This is a genomic window from Slackia faecicanis (assembly GCF_003725295.1).
GTDB classification, from domain to species: domain Bacteria; phylum Actinomycetota; class Coriobacteriia; order Coriobacteriales; family Eggerthellaceae; genus Slackia; species Slackia faecicanis.
The window spans coordinates 368,050-384,932 of sequence record NZ_QICB01000002.1 but is presented as its reverse complement, the minus strand read 5'-3'; the positions used below and the strand labels follow the sequence as shown (position 1 = coordinate 384,932).

Sequence of the window (16,883 nt, the reverse complement as noted above, 5' to 3'; positions counted from 1 at the left end):
CGGCGGGGGCGTTCGCGCTCCCGCTTTTCGTTAGGAGGTCCATCATGGACGAAGAAACCGACATCACGCAGGCGCCGGCGTACTGGCTCCCGGGCGAGGTGTACACGGCCCTCAAATGGGTCGGCCTCGCCGCCTTGCCCACGCTTTCGTGGGTGTACCAGGCGCTCGCGGCGGTCTGGGGCCTTCCGCTCGCCAACGAGGTGAGCGCGACGCTGGGCATCATGGGCACGTGCGTGGCCGTCTTGATCGGCGCAAGCAGCCTCGCCGCCGCGAAGGGGCAGCGATGATGCTGCTCCTGGTCGCGGGGCACGGCGCGGGGGATAGCGGCGCGGTGGGCGGCGGCTACACCGAGGCCGAGCGCGTGCGCCACCTCGCCGCGCGCATCAAGGCCCTCGGAGGCGATTCCGTGGTCGTGGGGAACATCGACGTGAACTGGTACGCGAGCGGATGGATGAACCGCGCGCACGTTCCGGCGGGCGCGCAGGTGCTCGAGCTGCACATGGACAGCGCGGGGGCCGGGGCGCGGGGAGGCCACGTCGAGATCAAGCAGGGCTTCGCGCCCGACGCGTACGACGCCGCGCTCGCGGAGTTCGTCTCGTGGATGTTCCCCGGCAGGGCGCAGAAGATAAGGCCGCGAAGCGACCTGAAGAACATGAACGACGCCGCCGCGAACGGGATAAGCTACAGGCTGCTCGAATGCTGCTTCATCAGCAACCCGGGCGACCTCGCGAAGTTCAACGAGCGTACCGACGAGCTGGCGCGCGGCATACTCGCCGCGTTCGGCATCGAAGCGAAAGGGGATGGCATGGCTGCACCTGCCGATGTGTGGGGATACCGATACGGAGACAGCGACAACTGCTTCAACGCGCTGCACAACGCGAGCCGCGAGGTGCTGCGAACGGACGACCCGAGCGGGCGGGGGATGAACCTCACGACGCACGAGCACGTCAAGTGGATCGCAGCCAAGCAGGCTGACATGGCGGCGCGCCTTGAGCGCATCGAGGCGTTGTTGACGCAATCCGGACAAAAGCCAGACGAAATCTAGACGCGTCCGGAACGTTTCCGGACGCGTCTATAAACTAACCGGGGAGCCGGGTACACTACGAAGACGGGGGGCGCTGCGTGCGCCCCCCGTCTTTTCTAGTTTTTCGTGTCTTCTGGCCACTTCAGGCCGAGCAGGTCAAGAAGCCGCTGCATCGCCTCTTCCTTCGTCCTTCCGTCGGCGGCTTCCATGATCAAGAACCGCTGCATCTCTTCTTTGGTCATTTCCTCGAACTCCTTCTCGTCCATGGCCAGGCTCCTTTCCCTTGGCCGTTGATATAATTATACCCTATATCAACGGCATTGTATAGAGTATAACTATACAGTATTTCTTCTCATGTCTTCTTCTGCGAGTCTCTTCAGGTACCCCGAAGCCGATCCATCCTGCGACTTTACCCATTCGTAAATATCGGATTCGTTCGGCGAGAATTTGACGCTCACCTGCTTCATCTTCTCGCGCTGGTATTTCGCGCTCGCCCTTTTTTGAGCATCCGTGACCATGGGGTGTTCCTCCTTGCGTCGTATTCATGGACGCGCCCTATTGGCGGCCGCTGGCTTCTGTGTCGCGCTCGTACTCTCTGCGAATCAGGTCGCGGACCCATGACCCGCGGTACCCGTTCGCAGTCATCCAGTCGAACACGTCGCGGTCGGCTGGATAGAACCTAACATTCACCGTGGCTACGTTCGCCGCCCTGTACTTGGCCGTGGCGCGCTTCTGCGCATCGCCGTCTTTCATCGCGCCCCCTTTCGGTGGTATAGTCTCCCGTGTCGGGAGGCAGCGCCCGGCGGCTTGTCGGCCGTTGATCGGCCGTGGATTGAAATAGTTTGCTTAACATGCGCGAAACGTCGCGGCCCCGGCCGCGTTGATAGGGCATCGAGAAGCCGCTGCCGGGGGAGGGCTTCGGCCCTCCCTTTTCTATATGCGGCGGGTCTTGCCGTCCTCGCCGGCGCGATACTTAAGCTCGACGCCGCGCCCCTCGCAGATCGTCAGGGTCGTCTCGGTGCCGGCCATGTCGCACAATGCGCCCGACGGCCCCTGCACCAGGATTTCCCCGTATTTGTTCTCAGCGATGCCCCACCCTTCGGGGAGCTCGACGACGAAGTGGTCGTCCCAGTCGCACCATCCGATGCGCTCGGGCGGCAGCTCTCCGTCGAACTCGCCGACTACGATCCAGAACGGATCGAGGCCGAATTTCTTTCGGTCCGAATTATTGTGTCTCTTGACCGTGATTTTCATGCCGACTCCTTTCTTCGGTGGCTTAACTATATGGCATATCCCCCATAAAGTCAAGCAAAAAACTATTGACTATGCCCCCCAAGGGGGCATATACTAAGGCTGTCAGGTAAGGGCATGAGGCCCTTTGAAGATCCGAGCCAAGGGGGCATGAAATGGGTTTCGATATGAACTCGGGCTATTCCGGCTGGTCGATGAGCAAGAACGCCGTCGCAGCCTACCATGACGGCGAGATGCCGAAGAGCAAGTGGACCAAGAAGGCCATCCTCGCCGCTCTCGAAAGCTACTGCGACGAGTACGACCTCGTATTCGCCGTGCCGAAGGGCACCAAGGCCGAGCTGTTCGACCGCTTCGTCGAGTACAAGAGCTGGCATCATACTTCCAAGTTTTGCAACTGCACCGACTTCTACGGCATCGACGAAGATGCCGCAGACGAGGCGTTCCCGCCCATGACAGACGAGCAGGTCGAGGCGCGAGACGCCGCCCGCCGCGCCGAGCGCGAACGCGCAGAGGCCGAACGCCGCGCCGCCATCGAAGCGGCCGAGGCGAAAGCCGCCGCAGAGGCGGCATGGGCCGCAGAGCGCGGCTACGAGCGCCGCAGCGTGCTCCATTACGCCGAGCTGCATCCCGAAGAGTGCGAAACCGTCGTCAACCGCAAGGGCGAGCCGATCGTGCGCATCGTCCACGGCGAGCAGACCTACGTTTACGAGATGGCCAAGGCCGGCTCGATCATCGTGTGGTGGTGGGCCGACGAATGGAAGGAGAACTAGATGGGCATGTCCGCAGAGTTCAGGGCGAGGCGCGAGAGGTGCGGCCTCATGCAATGCGACGTCGCCGACGCGTGCGGCGTCAACATCAAGACCGTCAAGCGATGGGAGAACCCCGACTGGGGCGACGCCCCCGCCGACGCGTGGGCGTTTCTCGAAGCCGTCGAGGGCGCCCGCAGGGCGGTCGTGAAGCAGGCCGAAGATGTCGCGCTCCGATACGGCGAGCGCGGCGCGGTCCAGCTCACCTATTACAGGACCCAGGAGCAGTTCGACGAGTTCGGCCGCGACGAGGGGCCGTTCGGCGTGGCGAACGCGAACGCCATCGCCGTCGCCGACCGCCTCGAAAGCATGGGCTTCGATGTCGCGTGGGCCTATCCTGACGACCGCGACAACGTGTACCACGGCGGCGGCGTCGCGTACGTCGTGACGGCGCGCGAGCGCGTGCTTCGCCTGGTCGACGGCGACATCAGGGAAATGGACGTCAATCCGTATGCGGATCCAGATGTCGTGTACGACGGCCACGACCTCGAAGAGGCCCGCGCGGCCGTCGCCGAGTTCGTCGCCGATAACCCGTGCGAGTTCGAGGAGCAGGGCCTTTCGGCCGTCGTCTCGTACCATGACCTCGACGGCGTGGCGATTGACGGCGAAGACGAGGCCGAATCGTGCCCCGAGCTGTGTGCGACGACGCTGAACCCCGAGGCAAGGGGGCTGCTCGAACGGTACGCCGACGCCGTTGACGAGATAGCCGACGAGCTGGGCTGGTAGCAGAATTAATCGAACAGCAGAGAAAAGAGCCGCCCTTCACGGGCGGCTCTTTTTAGCTATCACTAGACCACCTGTGTTCTCGTCGTGATCGCCATCGTCGCGATCACGTTGTTCAGGCCCAAGATCGAGGAGCTGTGGAATGCGATCGCGAACGGAATCAACGGGCTGTAACGCGGTTCCGTGCGGGCATCCAGGGCGCCCTTGCGCGGCGAAGGGCCAAGGAACGGTCGAATATGCGCTGGTCACCGCTGCGTTCATAGCGGTGGTCATCGCCCTCGGCGCGCTGTGGCGGTTTCTTTCCGAAGGCGGGTTCGCCGCGTATGCGACGGAGTCGTTGACGCATAGGCTCATGAGGGGAGTGTCCGACCTTGTGCTGTTCTAGGAAAAGGGGCGCAGGCGGCTCCTGCGCGCCTCTGCGCCGACAGGCGACGGCGGCGTGCGCGCCTTCGCCGGGCCAGGCGAGCGTCGAGGCGGCGTTTCTGGCTCCCGTCCTGCTGATGTTGTTCTTGGTGCTGCTGCAGCCGGCGATCGTGCTCTACGACAGGGCAGTCATGGAGGCGGCGGCTTCGCAGGGGTGCCGCCTGCTCGAGACGAGGGGGTCGCAAAGCGATGTCGAGGTGCGAGCGTATATCGAGCGCCGTCTTGAAGCCGTGCCCGCCATCGACGCGTTCCATGCAGGGGAATGGACCGTCGAATTCGCGGGAACGCAGGCCGACGAAACGGTATCGGTGTCGATCGGGCATTCGCTCAAGCCCCTTCCGTTGCTGGGCGCGGCCATGGGTTTCGCGGGCATGCTCGACGGCCGCGGGCTGTATCGCCAAGAGGCGTCGTGCGTCGCCGAAACGAAAGACGCATGGCTTTCGAATTCGGAGCGCGGATGCGACCCCGAGGCGTGGATACGACGTTGGGACGAGAAGGTCTGATTGCGGAAGGGGGCGTTATGGGCGACGGACCTGCTGAAAAGAAGCGGCGTTTCGTGACGGACGGATTCGCGCGTCGCGACGGATTCACGACGTTCGGCACGGCGGTGGCCCTTCTGACGGCCTGCGCCCTTGCGTTCGCGTGCGTCTGGACGGTTCGCAACCAGTCACGCGCGGCGGGCGTGCAGGCGACGGCCGATGCCGCGGCGTTGGCGGCTCAAAACGAAGTGGCCGAATTCGTCATAGCGGTCCGTATGGCCGACTCGGCGTTGCTGAGCATGTCGTTGACGGGATTGTCGCTGGTCGGCGTGGGAACGGCATGCTGCTGCGCGCCGCCGACGGCGGCTTCGGGCAAGGCGTTGATAGGAACGGGAAAGCGCATTCTCGAAAAGCGCGACGAAATGGCGCGCACGGCGAAGGAACTGCTTTCCGCCGCCCAAGACGCCTTGCCGGCAGCGGCTCAGGTTCATGCGCAGGCCGTCATGCAGGAGAACGCGGATTCGCTCGGGGCGCGCGCGGTCGGCCTTGTCGAGTTGGTCCCGCAGACGGGCGAGCCTCTCGAGGTGGGTGAGTCGTCCGCCGCAGGCGCGGCCGATGCGGCGCTCGATGCGAGCGAGGGCATCGCCGCTGCGGCGCAGGAATCCGAGCAGGCGCGAAGCGATGCCCAGGCTGCGCTCGAGAAAGGCTTCGATCACGATTGCGGCAATGCTCCCGGGTATTGCATGTACGAACGCGCCGATACGGTGGCGGGCCTTCCGCCTTCCGAAAATCCGCTCTATCACAGCGTGAACGCGTGGTCGTTCAAGGTGGCGCTCGAGCGCGCGCAGGCGTATTACCCGCATCGCGCCGCAACCGAAGCCCCCGCCGACGGCAGCGTCGAGGAACAGGCCCGCAGCGCGTTGCGCAAGCGATTCTACGAATTCGCCGCCGACGAGGTGGTGAAGGGAAGGGCTGCCGACGACGGGGCGTCGGTTCCCGATATCCGTTTTCCGCTTCTTCCGAAGAACACGGCGGAGATGAAAGAGACCGAGCTCTACACCGAGGCTGTCTATCCTGCGGCGGGCGGATGCCTGCATGCGTGGGACGGGTGTCCGGGCGCCGCTTCGGGCATCGAAGGGCGCGGCTCTCTCGCCCAGCAGGATGCGGGGGCATACGGAGTGTGTGCGACGTGCGGCTTCGATGCGGCGTCGCTCGGCAAGGTGGCCGCCGCGTCGTCGGCGATCGAGAACGGTTTCGAATACCACTATCGGAAAGTCGCCGAAGCCGCGCGGGAATACGTCGAGGCGATGGAGCGCGCCCTTCCCGCCGAGTCGAGCGCGAAAGACGCGGTGGATGGCGTGTTCGACCGGATACGCGATGCGATCGGCGATTTGGGCGGCTGCAGGATCGAGGCGTATCCTCCCGGACGCTACGGCGCGCTGGCGGCGCTGTCGTTGAGCGTCGAGGAATCGGCGCCGACGCCTTTTCTGTCCGAGGCGTCCGATGAGGGGGCCTATGCGGCGGTTTCGGCGAGCGTGCTGGGCGAAGACGCCGAGGAAGACGTGCTTTCGTCGTTGCTCGACGGCGTGGCCGATGAAATAGGACCGCCGCTTTCCGATGCGGGACCCGCGATTCTGTCTTTGTGGTCGTCGCTGGTGAAGGCGTATTCGACGGGAACGGAGGGGCTATGTTCCGGAGTGGAGGACTTGCTGGATTCCATGCCGATCGTCGGGTCGACGGGTTTGGGGTCGTGGGCGCGGGAGGCGTTGGTCGCAATGTTGGAGGCCGCGGGCATCGAGCCTGCGAACACCGAGGCGGCCAAGCCGTTCGTGGCGAACACCGAGCATGTGGCTCCCTTGGGCGACGGTCCCGTGGCCACGGCGGTCGCATCGCTCAAGGGCGCGCCGCGAAAGGGCTCGGCGTCCGTGCTCGATGCGGCGGGCGTCGGGGGTCCGTAGCGGGCCGTTCGCGTTCGGCCGGCGTCGACGGGCAGATGGCCGTCGAGTTCGCCGTCGTGGCGCCCGTTATCGCGATAGTCACGTTCATCCTGGTCAACGCGCTTGTTTTCGCGGGTGATTGCGCGGCGTTCGACAGCGCCGCGCGCGATGCGATACGCATGCAGGCCGACGATGGATGGGAGCCCCAGGCGGCGGCGGAAGTGCGCGAGCGCATCGAGGCGCGCTTGGGCATGGAACACGAATCGGTCGAGGTGACGTGCGAGAGAACGAGTTTGGGCCATGTGCGCTACACGGCTTCGGCGCGCTTCTCTCCGCCGTTTCTCAGGGGCGTGCGCGTTTTCGGGGCCGGCGTGTTCGAGTTGAGGCATGACGTGGAATTCACGGTGAGCTCGTATAGGAAGGGGGTGGTCGTATGAACGGCCGCTGCGATTTCGTCGTGCTGACGAAGGTCGGACAGCGTTTGCGCGGAATGAAGAGTGCGAAGATCGCCTCGTGCGGCGCCTGCGTCGTGCTCGTTCCCTGTCGCGACATCCATACGTTCGGAATGAAGTTCCCCATCGACGTCGCCTTCGTCGACGGGGGCGGCGTGGTGGTGGAGGCCTATAGGCGCGTTTCTCGGGCGAGAAGGCTTCGATGCCCTCATGCGCGGATGACGATCGAACGCCGCTCGTGCGAGCGGGATTGGTTCGAGCCGGGCGATTGCATTTTCGCCGGTCCGCCGCCGGGCCGCACGCTTCGAGGGCCGTCCGCAGAAGAAGGGCCCGTTCATGAAACCAATCCGTTCGAAGGAAGGAATGCCTGATGAAAACATGCCCTGTATGCGGAGCTCGATGCTTCGACGATATGGCCGTGTGCTATGGATGCCTCCATGATTTCTCTCGCGCCGCTTTGTCGGAAAGGGGCGAGGCTTCGGATGTCTTTTCCGCCGCCGATCGCGTTGCGAAGCCGTCGGATGATGCGTGCGATGCCGATGGATTGCGGGAGGGCCGCGGCGAGGCGGAGCCTTCGTCTTTGCCGGGCGAGGTGTCTTCGCCGTGTCTTTCGTGCGTGTGCGGCGAAGGCGGCAAGACCTCGTTCATGCCCGTTCCGATGGTCACGGTCGTTTCCCGAAGCGAGACGCCTTCGAACGCGTCGTGCGAGGCTGCGGCCGTGTTCGAGATACGCGTTCCTCGGGGTTCGAGCGTCGTTTTGTGCGCGCAATAGCGCCAGGAAACGCGTGTCGAAAGGGCGACGGTGTCGCTCGCGCGGCTGGGGCATCGTTCGCCGAGGCTTCGGGAGACGCTGTTTCGTCCGGGACGAGCGTTCATGCCGTCGCTTCCCGCGGCTGCCCTTTCGCGGCTTCCGCTTCGCAATCAGCGGCATCCTTCTGGCGTGTCGGCTGTCCGGCTAAAAAAGTTTCCTTTGGGTTCCTTTTTCGGCGAAAGCGTGGTAATGTTCTCCATAAGTTATCCAAAGCTTACATAAAGGACGGTGTGAAATGGCGATAGCGGCTGCGTTGCGCGCAAGGGGATTGTTCGGCACGGCAAGGGCGTCGGATGCGTCGCGTGCCGAAGGTTGCGCGGCGTTTTCTCCCGCGCCGGCCGTGCGCGAGTCGTCTGCATCCGCGCTCGGTACGGGCGGCGGATCGGTTTCGCATCCGTCTTGTGCCGCGGTTCCGCTCGCATTCGCCGGGCCGAACGCCGATGCGTCGGTCGTGTCGGTCCGCGGATCGGAAGAGGCGCGCCGCCATCTCGAAACCCTCGGGTTCGTCGAAGGCGCACGCGTGAAGGTGGTCAGCGAAGCCGCAGGAAACCTCATCGTGGAAATCAAAGGGTCCCAGGTGGCGCTCGATCGCCAGGCGGCCATGAAGGTGTCGGTGAGCGCGTAGCCGAGCCGGCCGGCTTGCCGAAGCGTCCCGTTCGTCGAAGCGCGTTTTGTATGCTCGGACGGGTTTCGACATCTGGCGCGCCCGGCGTTTCGGGCGCGCCGGGCGGGGCGTGCGCTCGCCGCACCCGACGGGTCGCGTGCGGCGCCGCCTTCGCGCGCGAGGGGCTCGGCGGCACATGCACGCCGCCGTTTTTCGCGTCCGACGGGCGCAGTGGTGCGCATGCGGCCCAGACGGGTCGTTCGAAGGGGAATACGACGCCTGCGACGGCGTCTTTCGAAAAGAGAAGGGAATGTCATGCAGCAGAAACAGGCTCTGACGTTGCGCGACGTGGCGGTCGGATCGAGCGCCCGCGTGGTCAAGCTGACGGGAGAGGGCGCGGTCAAGCGCCACGTCATGGATATGGGCATCACGAAGGGGGTTGAAATCTACGTGAGGAAGGTCGCGCCTTTGGGCGATCCCATCGAGGTGTCCGTGCGCGGCTACGAACTTTCCCTTCGTAAAAGCGAAGCCGAAAACGTGCTGGTCGAAGCCGTTTCGTAAGGGCGCGTCGTGAACAACGGCCGGGCCGTGGAAGCGGCTCTTTTTTCGTCACTATGTTAACCAAGGAAAACTTTTAAGGAAGGACGAGCATGGCGATTGCAATTGCGCTTGCCGGAAATCCCAACAGCGGCAAGACGACGCTGTTCAACAGCCTGACGGGATCGTCGCAGTACGTCGGCAACTGGCCGGGCGTCACGGTGGAGAAAAAGCAGGGAACGTACGTGCGCGACAAGGACGTGGTTATCACGGACCTGCCGGGCATCTACTCGCTCTCTCCGTATTCGCCCGAAGAGGTCGTCAGCCGCGAATATCTGATCGGCGAGCGCCCCGACGTGGTGGTCGACGTGGTGGATTCGACGAATCTCGAACGTAACCTGTATCTGACCAGCCAGCTGCTCGAACTGGGCGTTCCCGTGGTGGTGGCGCTCAATATGACCGATCTGGTGAAGAAGAACGGCGATGCGATCGACGTGGCGAAGGTGTCCGAGCAGCTCGGGTGCCCCGTGGTGGAGATAAGCGCGTTGAAGGGTGCGGGCGTGGCCGAGATGATGGACGCCGCGCTCGCGGCCGCCCGCGACGGCAAGCCCGCTGCATGCCGCATGCGCTTCGATGCGGCGGTCGAAGAGGCGATCGAGCGCATCGAGTCGTCGATCGCGGACAATGCGCCTGCCGCTCTTGCGCGGTGGTATGCCATCAAGCTTCTGGAGGGGGAGCAGCGCGCCATCGATGCTTTGAGCCCCGACGCCGCGGCGCTCGAAACGGCCGCCGCCGTTCGCGCGAGCCTCGAAGAGCGCCTCGATGACGACGCCGAAAGCATCGTGACCGCCGAGCGCTACGACGCAATCGCCCATCTGGTGGACCGCGCGGCCAAGAAATCGCGTAAAGGCATGACCGCGACGCAGAAGATCGACCGTGTCGTGACCAATCGCTGGTTGGGCCTGCCCATCTTCGTGCTCGTGATGACGCTCGTGTACTACATTTCCGTTTCGACCGTCGGCACGATCGCCACTGACTGGGCCAACGACGGCGTGTTCGGCGACGGATGGCTCTATGCGGGAGCGGCGCAGTACGAAGAGGCCGTGGCCGAATACGACGACGCCCAGGCCCGCGTCGAGGCGTACGTCACCGCGCTGTACGGCGCCGACGAGCAGGGCGTCGCCTCTTCCCGTGCGCAGGAAGTGCTCGACGCGCTGGCCGTTCCGGCGCCCGACGACCCGGATGATGTCGAGGCCGCGGACGCCTATGCCGAAGCGCAGGATACGCTGGCCGCTTTCGACGATCAAGCGCGCTCTCTCGCCGCGACGGCCCCGTTCGAGGTCGAATCGGACGGCGGCGTTCGCGAAGAGACGCTCTCTTACGCCGATTACCAGGCCGCGGCGGCGGTCGAAGAGCCCGACCCTGCCGCTTTCGGCTTTTATCTGCCCGGCATTCCCGTGTATCTGGACGCATGGCTGACCGCGATCGGCTGCGCCCCCTGGCTGCAGTCGCTGATCCTCGACGGCGTGGTGGCGGGCGTCGGCGCCGTGCTCGGCTTCGTGCCCCAGATGATCGTGCTCTTCTTGATGCTCGCTTTCCTCGAAGGCTGCGGCTATATGGCGCGCGTCGCCTTCATCATGGACCGCGTGTTTCGCAAGTTCGGCCTTTCGGGCAAAAGCTTCATCCCCATGCTGATCGCGTCGGGCTGCGGCGTGCCCGCCGTCATGGCCACCAAGACCATCGAAAACGAACGCGACCGCCGCATGACCATCATGACCACCACCATGATCCCGTGCGGAGCGAAGCTGCCTATTATCGCCCTGGTGTTCGGCGCGCTTGCGGGCCAGGTCACCGACGGCGTGTGGTGGGTCGCGCCCCTGTTCTACTTCATGGGCGTCGCGGCCATCGTGGTGTCGGGCATCATGTTGCGCAAGACCCGTATGTTCGCGGGCGAGGCCACGCAGTTCATCATGGAGCTTCCGCAGTACCATCTGCCTTCGGCGCGCACGGTGCTCATGGCAACGTGGGAGCGCGTGAAGAGCTTCCTCGTGAAGGCCGGCACGGTGATCTTCCTCGCCTCCATCGTGATCTGGGCGCTTTTGAACCTCGGGTTCCAGGACGGTTCGTTCGGCCTGCTCGATATGGAGGCGGAAGGCGCGATCGGCCACAGCCTCATGGCCATGGTCTCGAGCCTGATCGCCCCGCTGTTCGCGCCGCTCGGATTCGGCGATTGGCAGTCGGTGGCGACCTCGATCACGGGCCTCGTGGCCAAGGAGAACGTGGTGTCCACGGTGGGTATCATCACGAGCCTGGGCGATGCGGGCGAGACGGACGCGTCGATGTGGCAGGCCTTCGCCGCCATGTTCTCGGGAAGCGCGCCCGCCATCATGGCCTTCTGCGCGTTCAACCTGCTGTGCGCGCCGTGCTTCGCCGCGATCGGCGCCATCCGCCGTCAGATGCAGTCGGCGAAGTGGACGTGGTTCGCAATCGGCTACATGACCTTGTTCGCCTATGCGGTCGCGCTCATGATCTATCAGTTCGGCACGCTGTTCGCAGGAGGCGGCTTCACGCTGGGCACTGCCGCCGCCGTCGCAGTGCTTGCGGCCATGCTGTTCCAGCTGTTGCGACCCATGCCTGATTTCTCGAAGAAGAAAAGCCCGCGCCGCGCGACCGAGGCGGATGCGTAGGGCATACTGTAATCACGGATCGCGCCCGGGCCCTGGCGGCTGCGGCGCGCGAAGGAAGGAGGCGGCGTCATGAACCTGGCTACGGCCATCGTCTCGGCCATCGTGGTCGCGTGCGTCTGCCTGGCCGTGCGTTCCTTTCGCAAGAAGGGCATGTGCGGCTGCAAGGAGCATTGTTCCGGCGGATGTTCGTCGTGCGCGTCGTGCGCGGCGGCCGACCGGATGGTGACCGATATGGATAAGGCGGCGAAGGGTCCCGAGGCTTTCTAGCCCACGGCCCCGCCCGCTTCGGCGCCCGCTTGCGTGAAGACGCAGGCGGGCGTTGTGGTATGGTGGACAGCTGAACAAGGAGGGTCAGGATGTGGGGTTTCGTTTTTCTGGCGCTGGTCGCCGCATGCGCGCTGCTCATCGTGGCGCGCATCGTGAGGAAAGGCCCTGAAAGCGGTCTTCCGCGCTGCTCGACGTGCTCGTACACGGGCTGCGTCTGCGACCGCCCGAAGACCGAAGGCCGTCCCGCCCATGAACCGCCCAAGGAGAACGAAGATGACTGATATGCAGACCGAAACGATGCTCGAAACGCGCACGGACGGCGAACTCAGCCATTCTTTGGAGGACTATCTCGAGGTCATCGCCGATTTGGCGGGTGATTCGAAAGGGTCGGTGCGCGCCGTCGACGTGGCCACGAAGCTCGGAGTGTCTAAGGCGTCCGTTTCCAAGGCCGTGGCCAATCTGAAAGAAAAGGGCTACGTCGAGCAGCCGTATTACGGCGACATCACCATGACCGAAGAGGGCTACGCATACGGCTCGGCCATGTGGCTGCGCCATAACCTGCTGTTTCGTTTCCTCACTGAGAAGATCGGCGTCGATCCCGAGCTGGCGAATTACGAGGCCTGCCAGCTCGAACACGGCATCAGCCGCGAGTCGTTCGAGAAATGGAAAAAGTATCTGGCGTCGGTAGGCATCGAAGACCTGCGTTAGCGACCGCATTCCGGCCGCTGCCCCGTGTTCTTTCCACAGAAACGCATCGCCTTGGGGGAGCGCCCGCGCGGCGCTCTTCTATGATGGGTGCGTTTCGAACAGAAAGGAGGGCCCGATGCAAGTCGAGCTTCTTTACCATACTCCCGATCCCGAGCGCGCCATCGCAACCGCCGCGCGCCTGTGCTATGCGCCGGTCGGCGCGTCCGAACTGATGGAAACCATGCCGCCCGAGCGTGTGGAAAGTGTGCTTTCCACCATCATGAAGAGCGGCCATTTCTCCACGCTCGAGCATGTGAGCTACACGTTCGCGATCGATGGCGTGTCCCGCGCGCTCACGCATCAGCTGGTTCGTCACCGTTTGGCCAGCTTCAACCAGCAGTCGCAGCGCTACGTGAAGTTCAAAGACGGCCTTGCGACCGTCAAGCCCGCCACCGTGGCCGAAAACGAAGAGGCGAGCGCCTTGTTCGACGAGGCGATCGAAGCGGCGGTTTCCGCGTACACGAAGCTGCTCGAAGCGGGCATTCCCGCCGAAGACGCGCGCTACCTGCTTCCCAACGCGGCTGAAACCAAAATCGTGGTCACGATGAACGTGCGCGAGCTGCTGCACTTCTTCGAGCTGCGTTGCTGCAACCGCGCCCAGTGGGAAATCCGCGAGCTCGCCCAGAAGATGCTCGAGCTCGTCCGTCCCACGGCGCCGTACGTGTTCTTGGACGCGGGTCCGTCGTGCGTGCGCGGCAAGTGCAGCGAAGGAAAGATGACCTGCGGAAAACCGTATCCGAAAGTGGTGCGTTCCTAGTGAGTGAGAAACAAAGCGATCTGAAGCGCGCGTTTTCCGAAGACGGCGCGCTGAAAACGCACGTCGGCGGCCAGGCATTGATCGAAGGCGTCATGATGCGCGGCAAGTACAACTGGGCCGCCGCCGTGCGCGAGCCCGCGGGCACGATCTATGTCGAAGAGCACGACCTCGCCAGCGGCCGTTCGAAGAACAAGTGGCTGTACTGGCCGATCGTGCGCGGCTGCCGCGCCTTCGTCGAAAGCCTGGTGCTCGGCTACAAGGCCCTCGAGGTGGCGGCGCTGCATGCGTTCTCCGATTCGAGCGAGCCTGCGAAAGACGACGCCGCCAAGGCTGAAGCCGGAGCCGACACCGAAGCGCCTTCGGCCGAAGGCATCGACCAGGGCGTTCCCGCCGAAGAGGCCGCCGCGCTTTCCACGGTCGATTTCTCGGGCGACGATTCCGACGAAAAGGCGGACGACTCGTTCGAGTTCGGTAAGAAGGAAATGGCGTTTTCCATGGTGCTCGGCCTGGTGCTGGGCGTGGCGTTGTTCATCATCGCGCCGGCCGTCATCGCGAACCTGCTGGTGGGCGAATACGACAGCAACACGCTTGCTTGGAATATCGTGGACGGCATCGTGCGCGTGGCGATTTTCGTGTTCTACATCTGGCTGATCGGCCGCATGGAAGACATCAAGCGCATGTTCGGCTATCACGGTGCGGAGCACAAAACCATCCATTGCTTCGAGCACGGGCTGGAGCTGACGCCCGAAAACGCGCGCAGCTTCCCGCGTCTGCATGTGCGCTGCGGCACCGCGTTTCTGATCATGGTCATGATCATCGCCATTCTGGTGTATACGGTGACGCCCCTCAACGCGTTGATCGAGGCGTGGGGCGTGCCCGACGGCCCGATCAAGCTGGCGCTTGTCATTGCGGTACGCATTCTACTGATGCCTCTGATCGCGGGTATCAGCTACGAGATCACGGTGAAGTGGGCGGGCAGCCACCCCGAGAATCCGTTGGTCAAGGTCATCCTGTGGCCGGGCATGCAGATGCAGCGCCTGACCACGCGCGAGCCCGACGACGGCCAAATCGAATGCGCGATCGAAGCCATGAAGAAGGTGCTCGAGCGCGAAGACGCCGAAGCGGCCAAGGCCGTGTAGGTTATCGCGATGGACGACAGCCGTCCGTCCCTTCGGGGGCGGACGGCTTTTTCATAAGGACACGCGCGATCGGGCGATGGCCTTCGCCGAAGTAGGCTTGTTCCATCGTTTGGGCGGCTCGCCGCAGACCGCTCGTTACGAAGCTTCATGCGCGTCCGTCGCGTAAAGGCTGGAGAAATGAGGAACCCCTTCGAACCGTGTGTCGCGGCGGTTCGAAGGGGTTCTCGATGACCCGGATGCCCGGTTTTAAGGAGGCGATCCATACGCATCGTGATTGTGCGGAACGTGGTCGCAATACGGTCCTTCGTCGATGCGGTCGCTTGATTCCGTGTGGCAAACATCCCTACTATCGTGGGGTTTCGGTGTTCCGTACACCGAATCTTGCGATGATTTCACTATAGATGATTTCGTTTTAATATCAATATCTAATAAATTGATAGATAATATGATTTTAATCGATACTGCTTTTGTTGGGGATCGATAGTAAAGTAGCCCGTATGCACCGTCGATGCGGGATGCTCGTGCACGATGGCGTGGAACCTGTGCGGCGGAGCTTCGGATACGGCCCGGAAGGGCCGTGCGTTGCGTGCGGTTCGGACCGTTGCGCGGACATGCGATCGGAGGCGTGTATGCAGGAAAGATCGGAGTGCGCCAAGAACGAAATCCTGACGCTCATGAACGACGAGCGCCTGCGTCGCCTGCGCGCCGCGTCGGATAGCGGCTTGCTTCTGTACGACGACCTGGATGATTACGAGCTTCCCGACGGCTATGACAAAGATGGCACCTGGAAGCTTCTGACAGCTATTCGCAAGCAAGCGGCCGTATTCATGCCGAACGAACCGTATCGAACCGCCGATTGCTGGTTCGTCACCACTACCGCCCTCTCCTTCGATTCCAAGATGCTCGAGATTCGCTGCAAGGCGGGCTATCCGCTCGATCGAGACATCGACGTCTTGAAAGGCTCGCCGTTTCTGACCCGCTCGATCGAGCGCACGCTCGCCCGAGCTCTTGAAGCGGAAGGGGCCGACGTTTCGGACGGGCGCATCCACGACATCTTCGCCGCACGGCGTACGCCCCGCACGCCCCTCGACCGCGTTATTGGAAACTATATCGAGATAAGCAGGGAGGCGGATTCGCTCGGCGTACGAGAAATAACGCACGGGCTGATCGAGACTTTGTACTATCGTCTGGTCGACGGCGTCGATGTCAGCCTTCTTCCTCGACGTGAGAAGCTCTGCCCCATCGACGATCGCATATCCCCGCCCGATAGCAAGGCGTGCTTGGATGCGATCTGCCATCTTGCGCAGCTCGAAGAGGGCGAAGAACGTCGCTTCGGGCCCATCCAGCGCATCATCAACATCACATGGTACTTCTGGAACTTCGAGGTGTTTCCGTGCCTCAATTCGCTGGTGGGCGTCCTGCTGCGCAACGTGCTTGCGGCGAAGTGGGGCTTTCCCGTGCTCAGCTGGGTTCCCGTGGGCTATTACCCGTTCGGCAGCCTCAATACGCCCTTGATGAAGTCGGTGTTCGAGAGCTGGTCGGTAGACCGCGGATTCGGATTCGACTTCACGTCGTATTTCTTCATGTACACGAAGTTCTATCTGAACGAAATCGACCGGCTCGAAGAGACGATCGACGGTCTGAAGCGCCTGAACGACCGCATCGGCACCATGTTCGATTTCCCTATGAACGATCGCCAGAAATCGATCATCTCGGCATTATGCAAAGAACCCGATGCCGCTTTGCGCATCGGCCCTCATCAAAGGACGTTCGACGTCGCCTATGCCACCGCGCGCGCCGACTTTCTCGAATTGGAGCGACGCGGCTGCCTCGTGCGCGAGCACGAGGGGAGGGCGTTCGTGTTCAAGGCATGCCCCGCTCTGCGCAAGCGCGTAATGAGCTTGGGCGATGCGGCGACGGGCGTGCTCTAGTCTTCAGGCTGGTCGGATTCGGCCTTTTCGGCGAATGCGGGTTTCGTTTGTTTCGGACGCGCTTGAATGAAAGCGCGCGGCGTCTTAATGCAATCTTAATGCGTGTGGTCCTTTTCCTAACATCGCGTTAACTCGAACTTTCCTATCGTATGCACCGAGCCGGCGCTCGGCATATGCCTCCATGCCCGCCGGCGTGGCTTCGTTTCCCAAAACGGCAGCGCCGCCTGTACGGTGCGGGTTCGCGGGAATCCGAGGCAGGCATCATCGCGGCTGCGGCCGCATTCGAGGAAAGGAACGGATCATCTATG

General features: G+C 63.3%; 23 protein-coding genes. 19 read left to right on the top strand and 4 right to left on the bottom strand.

What is annotated here, in order from left to right; translation table 11 throughout:
* Positions 1 to 44 precede the first annotated feature (44 nt).
* The gene (locus DMP07_RS04230; protein ID WP_123197890.1) at positions 45 to 287 is read left to right on the top strand and encodes a phage holin family protein; all 243 of its coding nucleotides are present in this window, start codon (positions 45 to 47) and stop codon (positions 285 to 287) included.
* Complete coding sequence (locus tag DMP07_RS04225; RefSeq protein WP_123197889.1) at positions 284 to 1,045, top strand: N-acetylmuramoyl-L-alanine amidase; 762 nt, start codon at positions 284 to 286, stop codon at positions 1,043 to 1,045. The genes DMP07_RS04230 and DMP07_RS04225 overlap by 4 nt, the downstream gene beginning before the upstream one ends.
* A gap of 95 nt (positions 1,046 to 1,140) precedes the next feature.
* Here DMP07_RS04225 and DMP07_RS08800 read toward each other — a convergent pair whose 3' ends face one another.
* The 4 genes from DMP07_RS08800 to DMP07_RS04210 all read right to left on the bottom strand — a co-directional run bounded on the left by DMP07_RS08800 (position 1,141) and on the right by DMP07_RS04210 (position 2,278).
* The gene (locus tag DMP07_RS08800; protein WP_162843073.1) at positions 1,141 to 1,290 is read right to left on the bottom strand and encodes a hypothetical protein; all 150 of its coding nucleotides are present in this window, start codon (positions 1,288 to 1,290) and stop codon (positions 1,141 to 1,143) included.
* A 69-nt stretch (positions 1,291 to 1,359) separates the two neighbouring features.
* Complete coding sequence (locus tag DMP07_RS04220) at positions 1,360 to 1,542, bottom strand: hypothetical protein (RefSeq protein ID WP_123197888.1); 183 nt, start codon at positions 1,540 to 1,542, stop codon at positions 1,360 to 1,362.
* Positions 1,543 to 1,579: 37 nt separating this feature from the next.
* Positions 1,580 to 1,777: a hypothetical protein gene (locus DMP07_RS04215; RefSeq protein ID WP_123197887.1), complete on the bottom strand. Its 198-nt coding sequence runs from the start codon at positions 1,775 to 1,777 to the stop codon at positions 1,580 to 1,582.
* A 180-nt stretch (positions 1,778 to 1,957) separates the two neighbouring features.
* Positions 1,958 to 2,278: a hypothetical protein gene (locus DMP07_RS04210; protein ID WP_123197886.1), complete on the bottom strand. Its 321-nt coding sequence runs from the start codon at positions 2,276 to 2,278 to the stop codon at positions 1,958 to 1,960.
* A 152-nt stretch (positions 2,279 to 2,430) separates the two neighbouring features.
* Between DMP07_RS04210 and DMP07_RS04205 the strand changes: the two genes are divergently transcribed.
* The 17 genes from DMP07_RS04205 to DMP07_RS04125 all read left to right on the top strand — a co-directional run bounded on the left by DMP07_RS04205 (position 2,431) and on the right by DMP07_RS04125 (position 16,575).
* On the top strand, positions 2,431 to 3,045 hold the full coding sequence (locus DMP07_RS04205; protein WP_123197885.1) for a hypothetical protein: 615 nt from the start codon (positions 2,431 to 2,433) through the stop codon (positions 3,043 to 3,045).
* Positions 3,046 to 3,807: a helix-turn-helix domain-containing protein gene (locus DMP07_RS04200; protein WP_123197884.1), complete on the top strand. Its 762-nt coding sequence runs from the start codon at positions 3,046 to 3,048 to the stop codon at positions 3,805 to 3,807. It abuts the gene before it with no gap.
* A gap of 139 nt (positions 3,808 to 3,946) precedes the next feature.
* Positions 3,947 to 4,189 carry a hypothetical protein gene (locus DMP07_RS08795; RefSeq protein WP_123197883.1) on the top strand — a complete coding sequence of 81 codons (243 nt, stop codon included), beginning with the start codon at positions 3,947 to 3,949 and terminating at the stop codon, positions 4,187 to 4,189.
* The gene (locus tag DMP07_RS04190) at positions 4,176 to 4,730 is read left to right on the top strand and encodes a TadE/TadG family type IV pilus assembly protein (RefSeq protein WP_244594856.1); all 555 of its coding nucleotides are present in this window, start codon (positions 4,176 to 4,178) and stop codon (positions 4,728 to 4,730) included. Before DMP07_RS08795 ends, DMP07_RS04190 begins: the two co-directional genes overlap by 14 nt.
* Positions 4,731 to 4,747: 17 nt before the next feature.
* Positions 4,748 to 6,664, top strand: a complete 1,917-nt coding sequence (locus DMP07_RS04185; RefSeq protein WP_244594855.1) for a hypothetical protein — start codon at positions 4,748 to 4,750, stop codon at positions 6,662 to 6,664.
* A gap of 35 nt (positions 6,665 to 6,699) precedes the next feature.
* A complete protein-coding gene (locus DMP07_RS04180) occupies positions 6,700 to 7,080 on the top strand; it encodes a hypothetical protein (protein ID WP_123197882.1) in 381 nt (126 codons plus the stop codon).
* Positions 7,077 to 7,466 (top strand): DUF192 domain-containing protein, encoded by a 390-nt coding sequence (locus DMP07_RS04175; RefSeq protein ID WP_123197881.1) that lies wholly within the window; start codon positions 7,077 to 7,079, stop codon positions 7,464 to 7,466. Before DMP07_RS04180 ends, DMP07_RS04175 begins: the two co-directional genes overlap by 4 nt.
* The gene (locus DMP07_RS04170; RefSeq protein WP_123197880.1) at positions 7,466 to 7,867 is read left to right on the top strand and encodes a hypothetical protein; all 402 of its coding nucleotides are present in this window, start codon (positions 7,466 to 7,468) and stop codon (positions 7,865 to 7,867) included. The genes DMP07_RS04175 and DMP07_RS04170 overlap by 1 nt, the downstream gene beginning before the upstream one ends.
* A gap of 274 nt (positions 7,868 to 8,141) precedes the next feature.
* Complete coding sequence (locus DMP07_RS04165; RefSeq protein WP_123197879.1) at positions 8,142 to 8,531, top strand: FeoA family protein; 390 nt, start codon at positions 8,142 to 8,144, stop codon at positions 8,529 to 8,531.
* 294 nt (positions 8,532 to 8,825) lie between these two features.
* Complete coding sequence (locus DMP07_RS04160) at positions 8,826 to 9,071, top strand: FeoA family protein (RefSeq protein ID WP_123197878.1); 246 nt, start codon at positions 8,826 to 8,828, stop codon at positions 9,069 to 9,071.
* An 89-nt stretch (positions 9,072 to 9,160) separates the two neighbouring features.
* Positions 9,161 to 11,734 (top strand): ferrous iron transporter B, encoded by a 2,574-nt coding sequence (gene feoB / locus DMP07_RS04155; protein WP_123197877.1) that lies wholly within the window; start codon positions 9,161 to 9,163, stop codon positions 11,732 to 11,734.
* 69 nt (positions 11,735 to 11,803) lie between these two features.
* Positions 11,804 to 12,001 (top strand): FeoB-associated Cys-rich membrane protein, encoded by a 198-nt coding sequence (locus DMP07_RS04150; protein WP_123197876.1) that lies wholly within the window; start codon positions 11,804 to 11,806, stop codon positions 11,999 to 12,001.
* 89 nt (positions 12,002 to 12,090) lie between these two features.
* Positions 12,091 to 12,282, top strand: coding sequence for a hypothetical protein (locus DMP07_RS04145; RefSeq protein ID WP_123197875.1), 192 nt, complete (start codon positions 12,091 to 12,093; stop codon positions 12,280 to 12,282).
* Positions 12,275 to 12,709, top strand: coding sequence for a metal-dependent transcriptional regulator (locus DMP07_RS04140; RefSeq protein WP_123197874.1), 435 nt, complete (start codon positions 12,275 to 12,277; stop codon positions 12,707 to 12,709). The genes DMP07_RS04145 and DMP07_RS04140 overlap by 8 nt, the downstream gene beginning before the upstream one ends.
* A 115-nt stretch (positions 12,710 to 12,824) precedes the next feature.
* Positions 12,825 to 13,505: an FAD-dependent thymidylate synthase gene (thyX, locus tag DMP07_RS04135; RefSeq protein ID WP_123197873.1), complete on the top strand. Its 681-nt coding sequence runs from the start codon at positions 12,825 to 12,827 to the stop codon at positions 13,503 to 13,505.
* Entirely contained in the window at positions 13,505 to 14,644 is a 1,140-nt protein-coding gene (locus DMP07_RS04130) for a DUF1385 domain-containing protein (RefSeq protein ID WP_123197872.1), read from the top strand. Before thyX ends, DMP07_RS04130 begins: the two co-directional genes overlap by 1 nt.
* Positions 14,645 to 15,273: 629 nt before the next feature.
* Entirely contained in the window at positions 15,274 to 16,575 is a 1,302-nt protein-coding gene (locus DMP07_RS04125) for a hypothetical protein (RefSeq protein WP_123197871.1), read from the top strand.
* Positions 16,576 to 16,883: the final 308 nt, after the last annotated feature.

Bases quoted from the DNA above. Each gene is read 5' to 3' on its own strand.
- DMP07_RS04230 (WP_123197890.1), top strand. From the start codon at position 45: ATGGACGAAGAAACCGACATCACGCAGGCGCCGGCGTACTGGCTCCCG.
- DMP07_RS04225 (WP_123197889.1), top strand. From the start codon at position 284: ATGATGCTGCTCCTGGTCGCGGGGCACGGCGCGGGGGATAGCGGCGCG.
- DMP07_RS08800 (WP_162843073.1), bottom strand. From the start codon at position 1,290: ATGGACGAGAAGGAGTTCGAGGAAATGACCAAAGAAGAGATGCAGCGG.
- DMP07_RS04220 (WP_123197888.1), bottom strand. From the start codon at position 1,542: ATGGTCACGGATGCTCAAAAAAGGGCGAGCGCGAAATACCAGCGCGAG.
- DMP07_RS04215 (WP_123197887.1), bottom strand. From the start codon at position 1,777: ATGAAAGACGGCGATGCGCAGAAGCGCGCCACGGCCAAGTACAGGGCG.
- DMP07_RS04210 (WP_123197886.1), bottom strand. From the start codon at position 2,278: ATGAAAATCACGGTCAAGAGACACAATAATTCGGACCGAAAGAAATTC.
- DMP07_RS04205 (WP_123197885.1), top strand. From the start codon at position 2,431: ATGGGTTTCGATATGAACTCGGGCTATTCCGGCTGGTCGATGAGCAAG.
- DMP07_RS04200 (WP_123197884.1), top strand. From the start codon at position 3,046: ATGGGCATGTCCGCAGAGTTCAGGGCGAGGCGCGAGAGGTGCGGCCTC.
- DMP07_RS08795 (WP_123197883.1), top strand. From the start codon at position 3,947: ATGCGATCGCGAACGGAATCAACGGGCTGTAACGCGGTTCCGTGCGGG.
- DMP07_RS04185 (WP_244594855.1), top strand. From the start codon at position 4,748: ATGGGCGACGGACCTGCTGAAAAGAAGCGGCGTTTCGTGACGGACGGA.
- DMP07_RS04180 (WP_123197882.1), top strand. From the start codon at position 6,700: ATGGCCGTCGAGTTCGCCGTCGTGGCGCCCGTTATCGCGATAGTCACG.
- DMP07_RS04175 (WP_123197881.1), top strand. From the start codon at position 7,077: ATGAACGGCCGCTGCGATTTCGTCGTGCTGACGAAGGTCGGACAGCGT.
- DMP07_RS04170 (WP_123197880.1), top strand. From the start codon at position 7,466: ATGAAAACATGCCCTGTATGCGGAGCTCGATGCTTCGACGATATGGCC.
- DMP07_RS04165 (WP_123197879.1), top strand. From the start codon at position 8,142: ATGGCGATAGCGGCTGCGTTGCGCGCAAGGGGATTGTTCGGCACGGCA.
- DMP07_RS04160 (WP_123197878.1), top strand. From the start codon at position 8,826: ATGCAGCAGAAACAGGCTCTGACGTTGCGCGACGTGGCGGTCGGATCG.
- feoB (WP_123197877.1), top strand. From the start codon at position 9,161: ATGGCGATTGCAATTGCGCTTGCCGGAAATCCCAACAGCGGCAAGACG.
- DMP07_RS04150 (WP_123197876.1), top strand. From the start codon at position 11,804: ATGAACCTGGCTACGGCCATCGTCTCGGCCATCGTGGTCGCGTGCGTC.
- DMP07_RS04145 (WP_123197875.1), top strand. From the start codon at position 12,091: ATGTGGGGTTTCGTTTTTCTGGCGCTGGTCGCCGCATGCGCGCTGCTC.
- DMP07_RS04140 (WP_123197874.1), top strand. From the start codon at position 12,275: ATGACTGATATGCAGACCGAAACGATGCTCGAAACGCGCACGGACGGC.
- thyX (WP_123197873.1), top strand. From the start codon at position 12,825: ATGCAAGTCGAGCTTCTTTACCATACTCCCGATCCCGAGCGCGCCATC.
- DMP07_RS04125 (WP_123197871.1), top strand. From the start codon at position 15,274: ATGCAGGAAAGATCGGAGTGCGCCAAGAACGAAATCCTGACGCTCATG.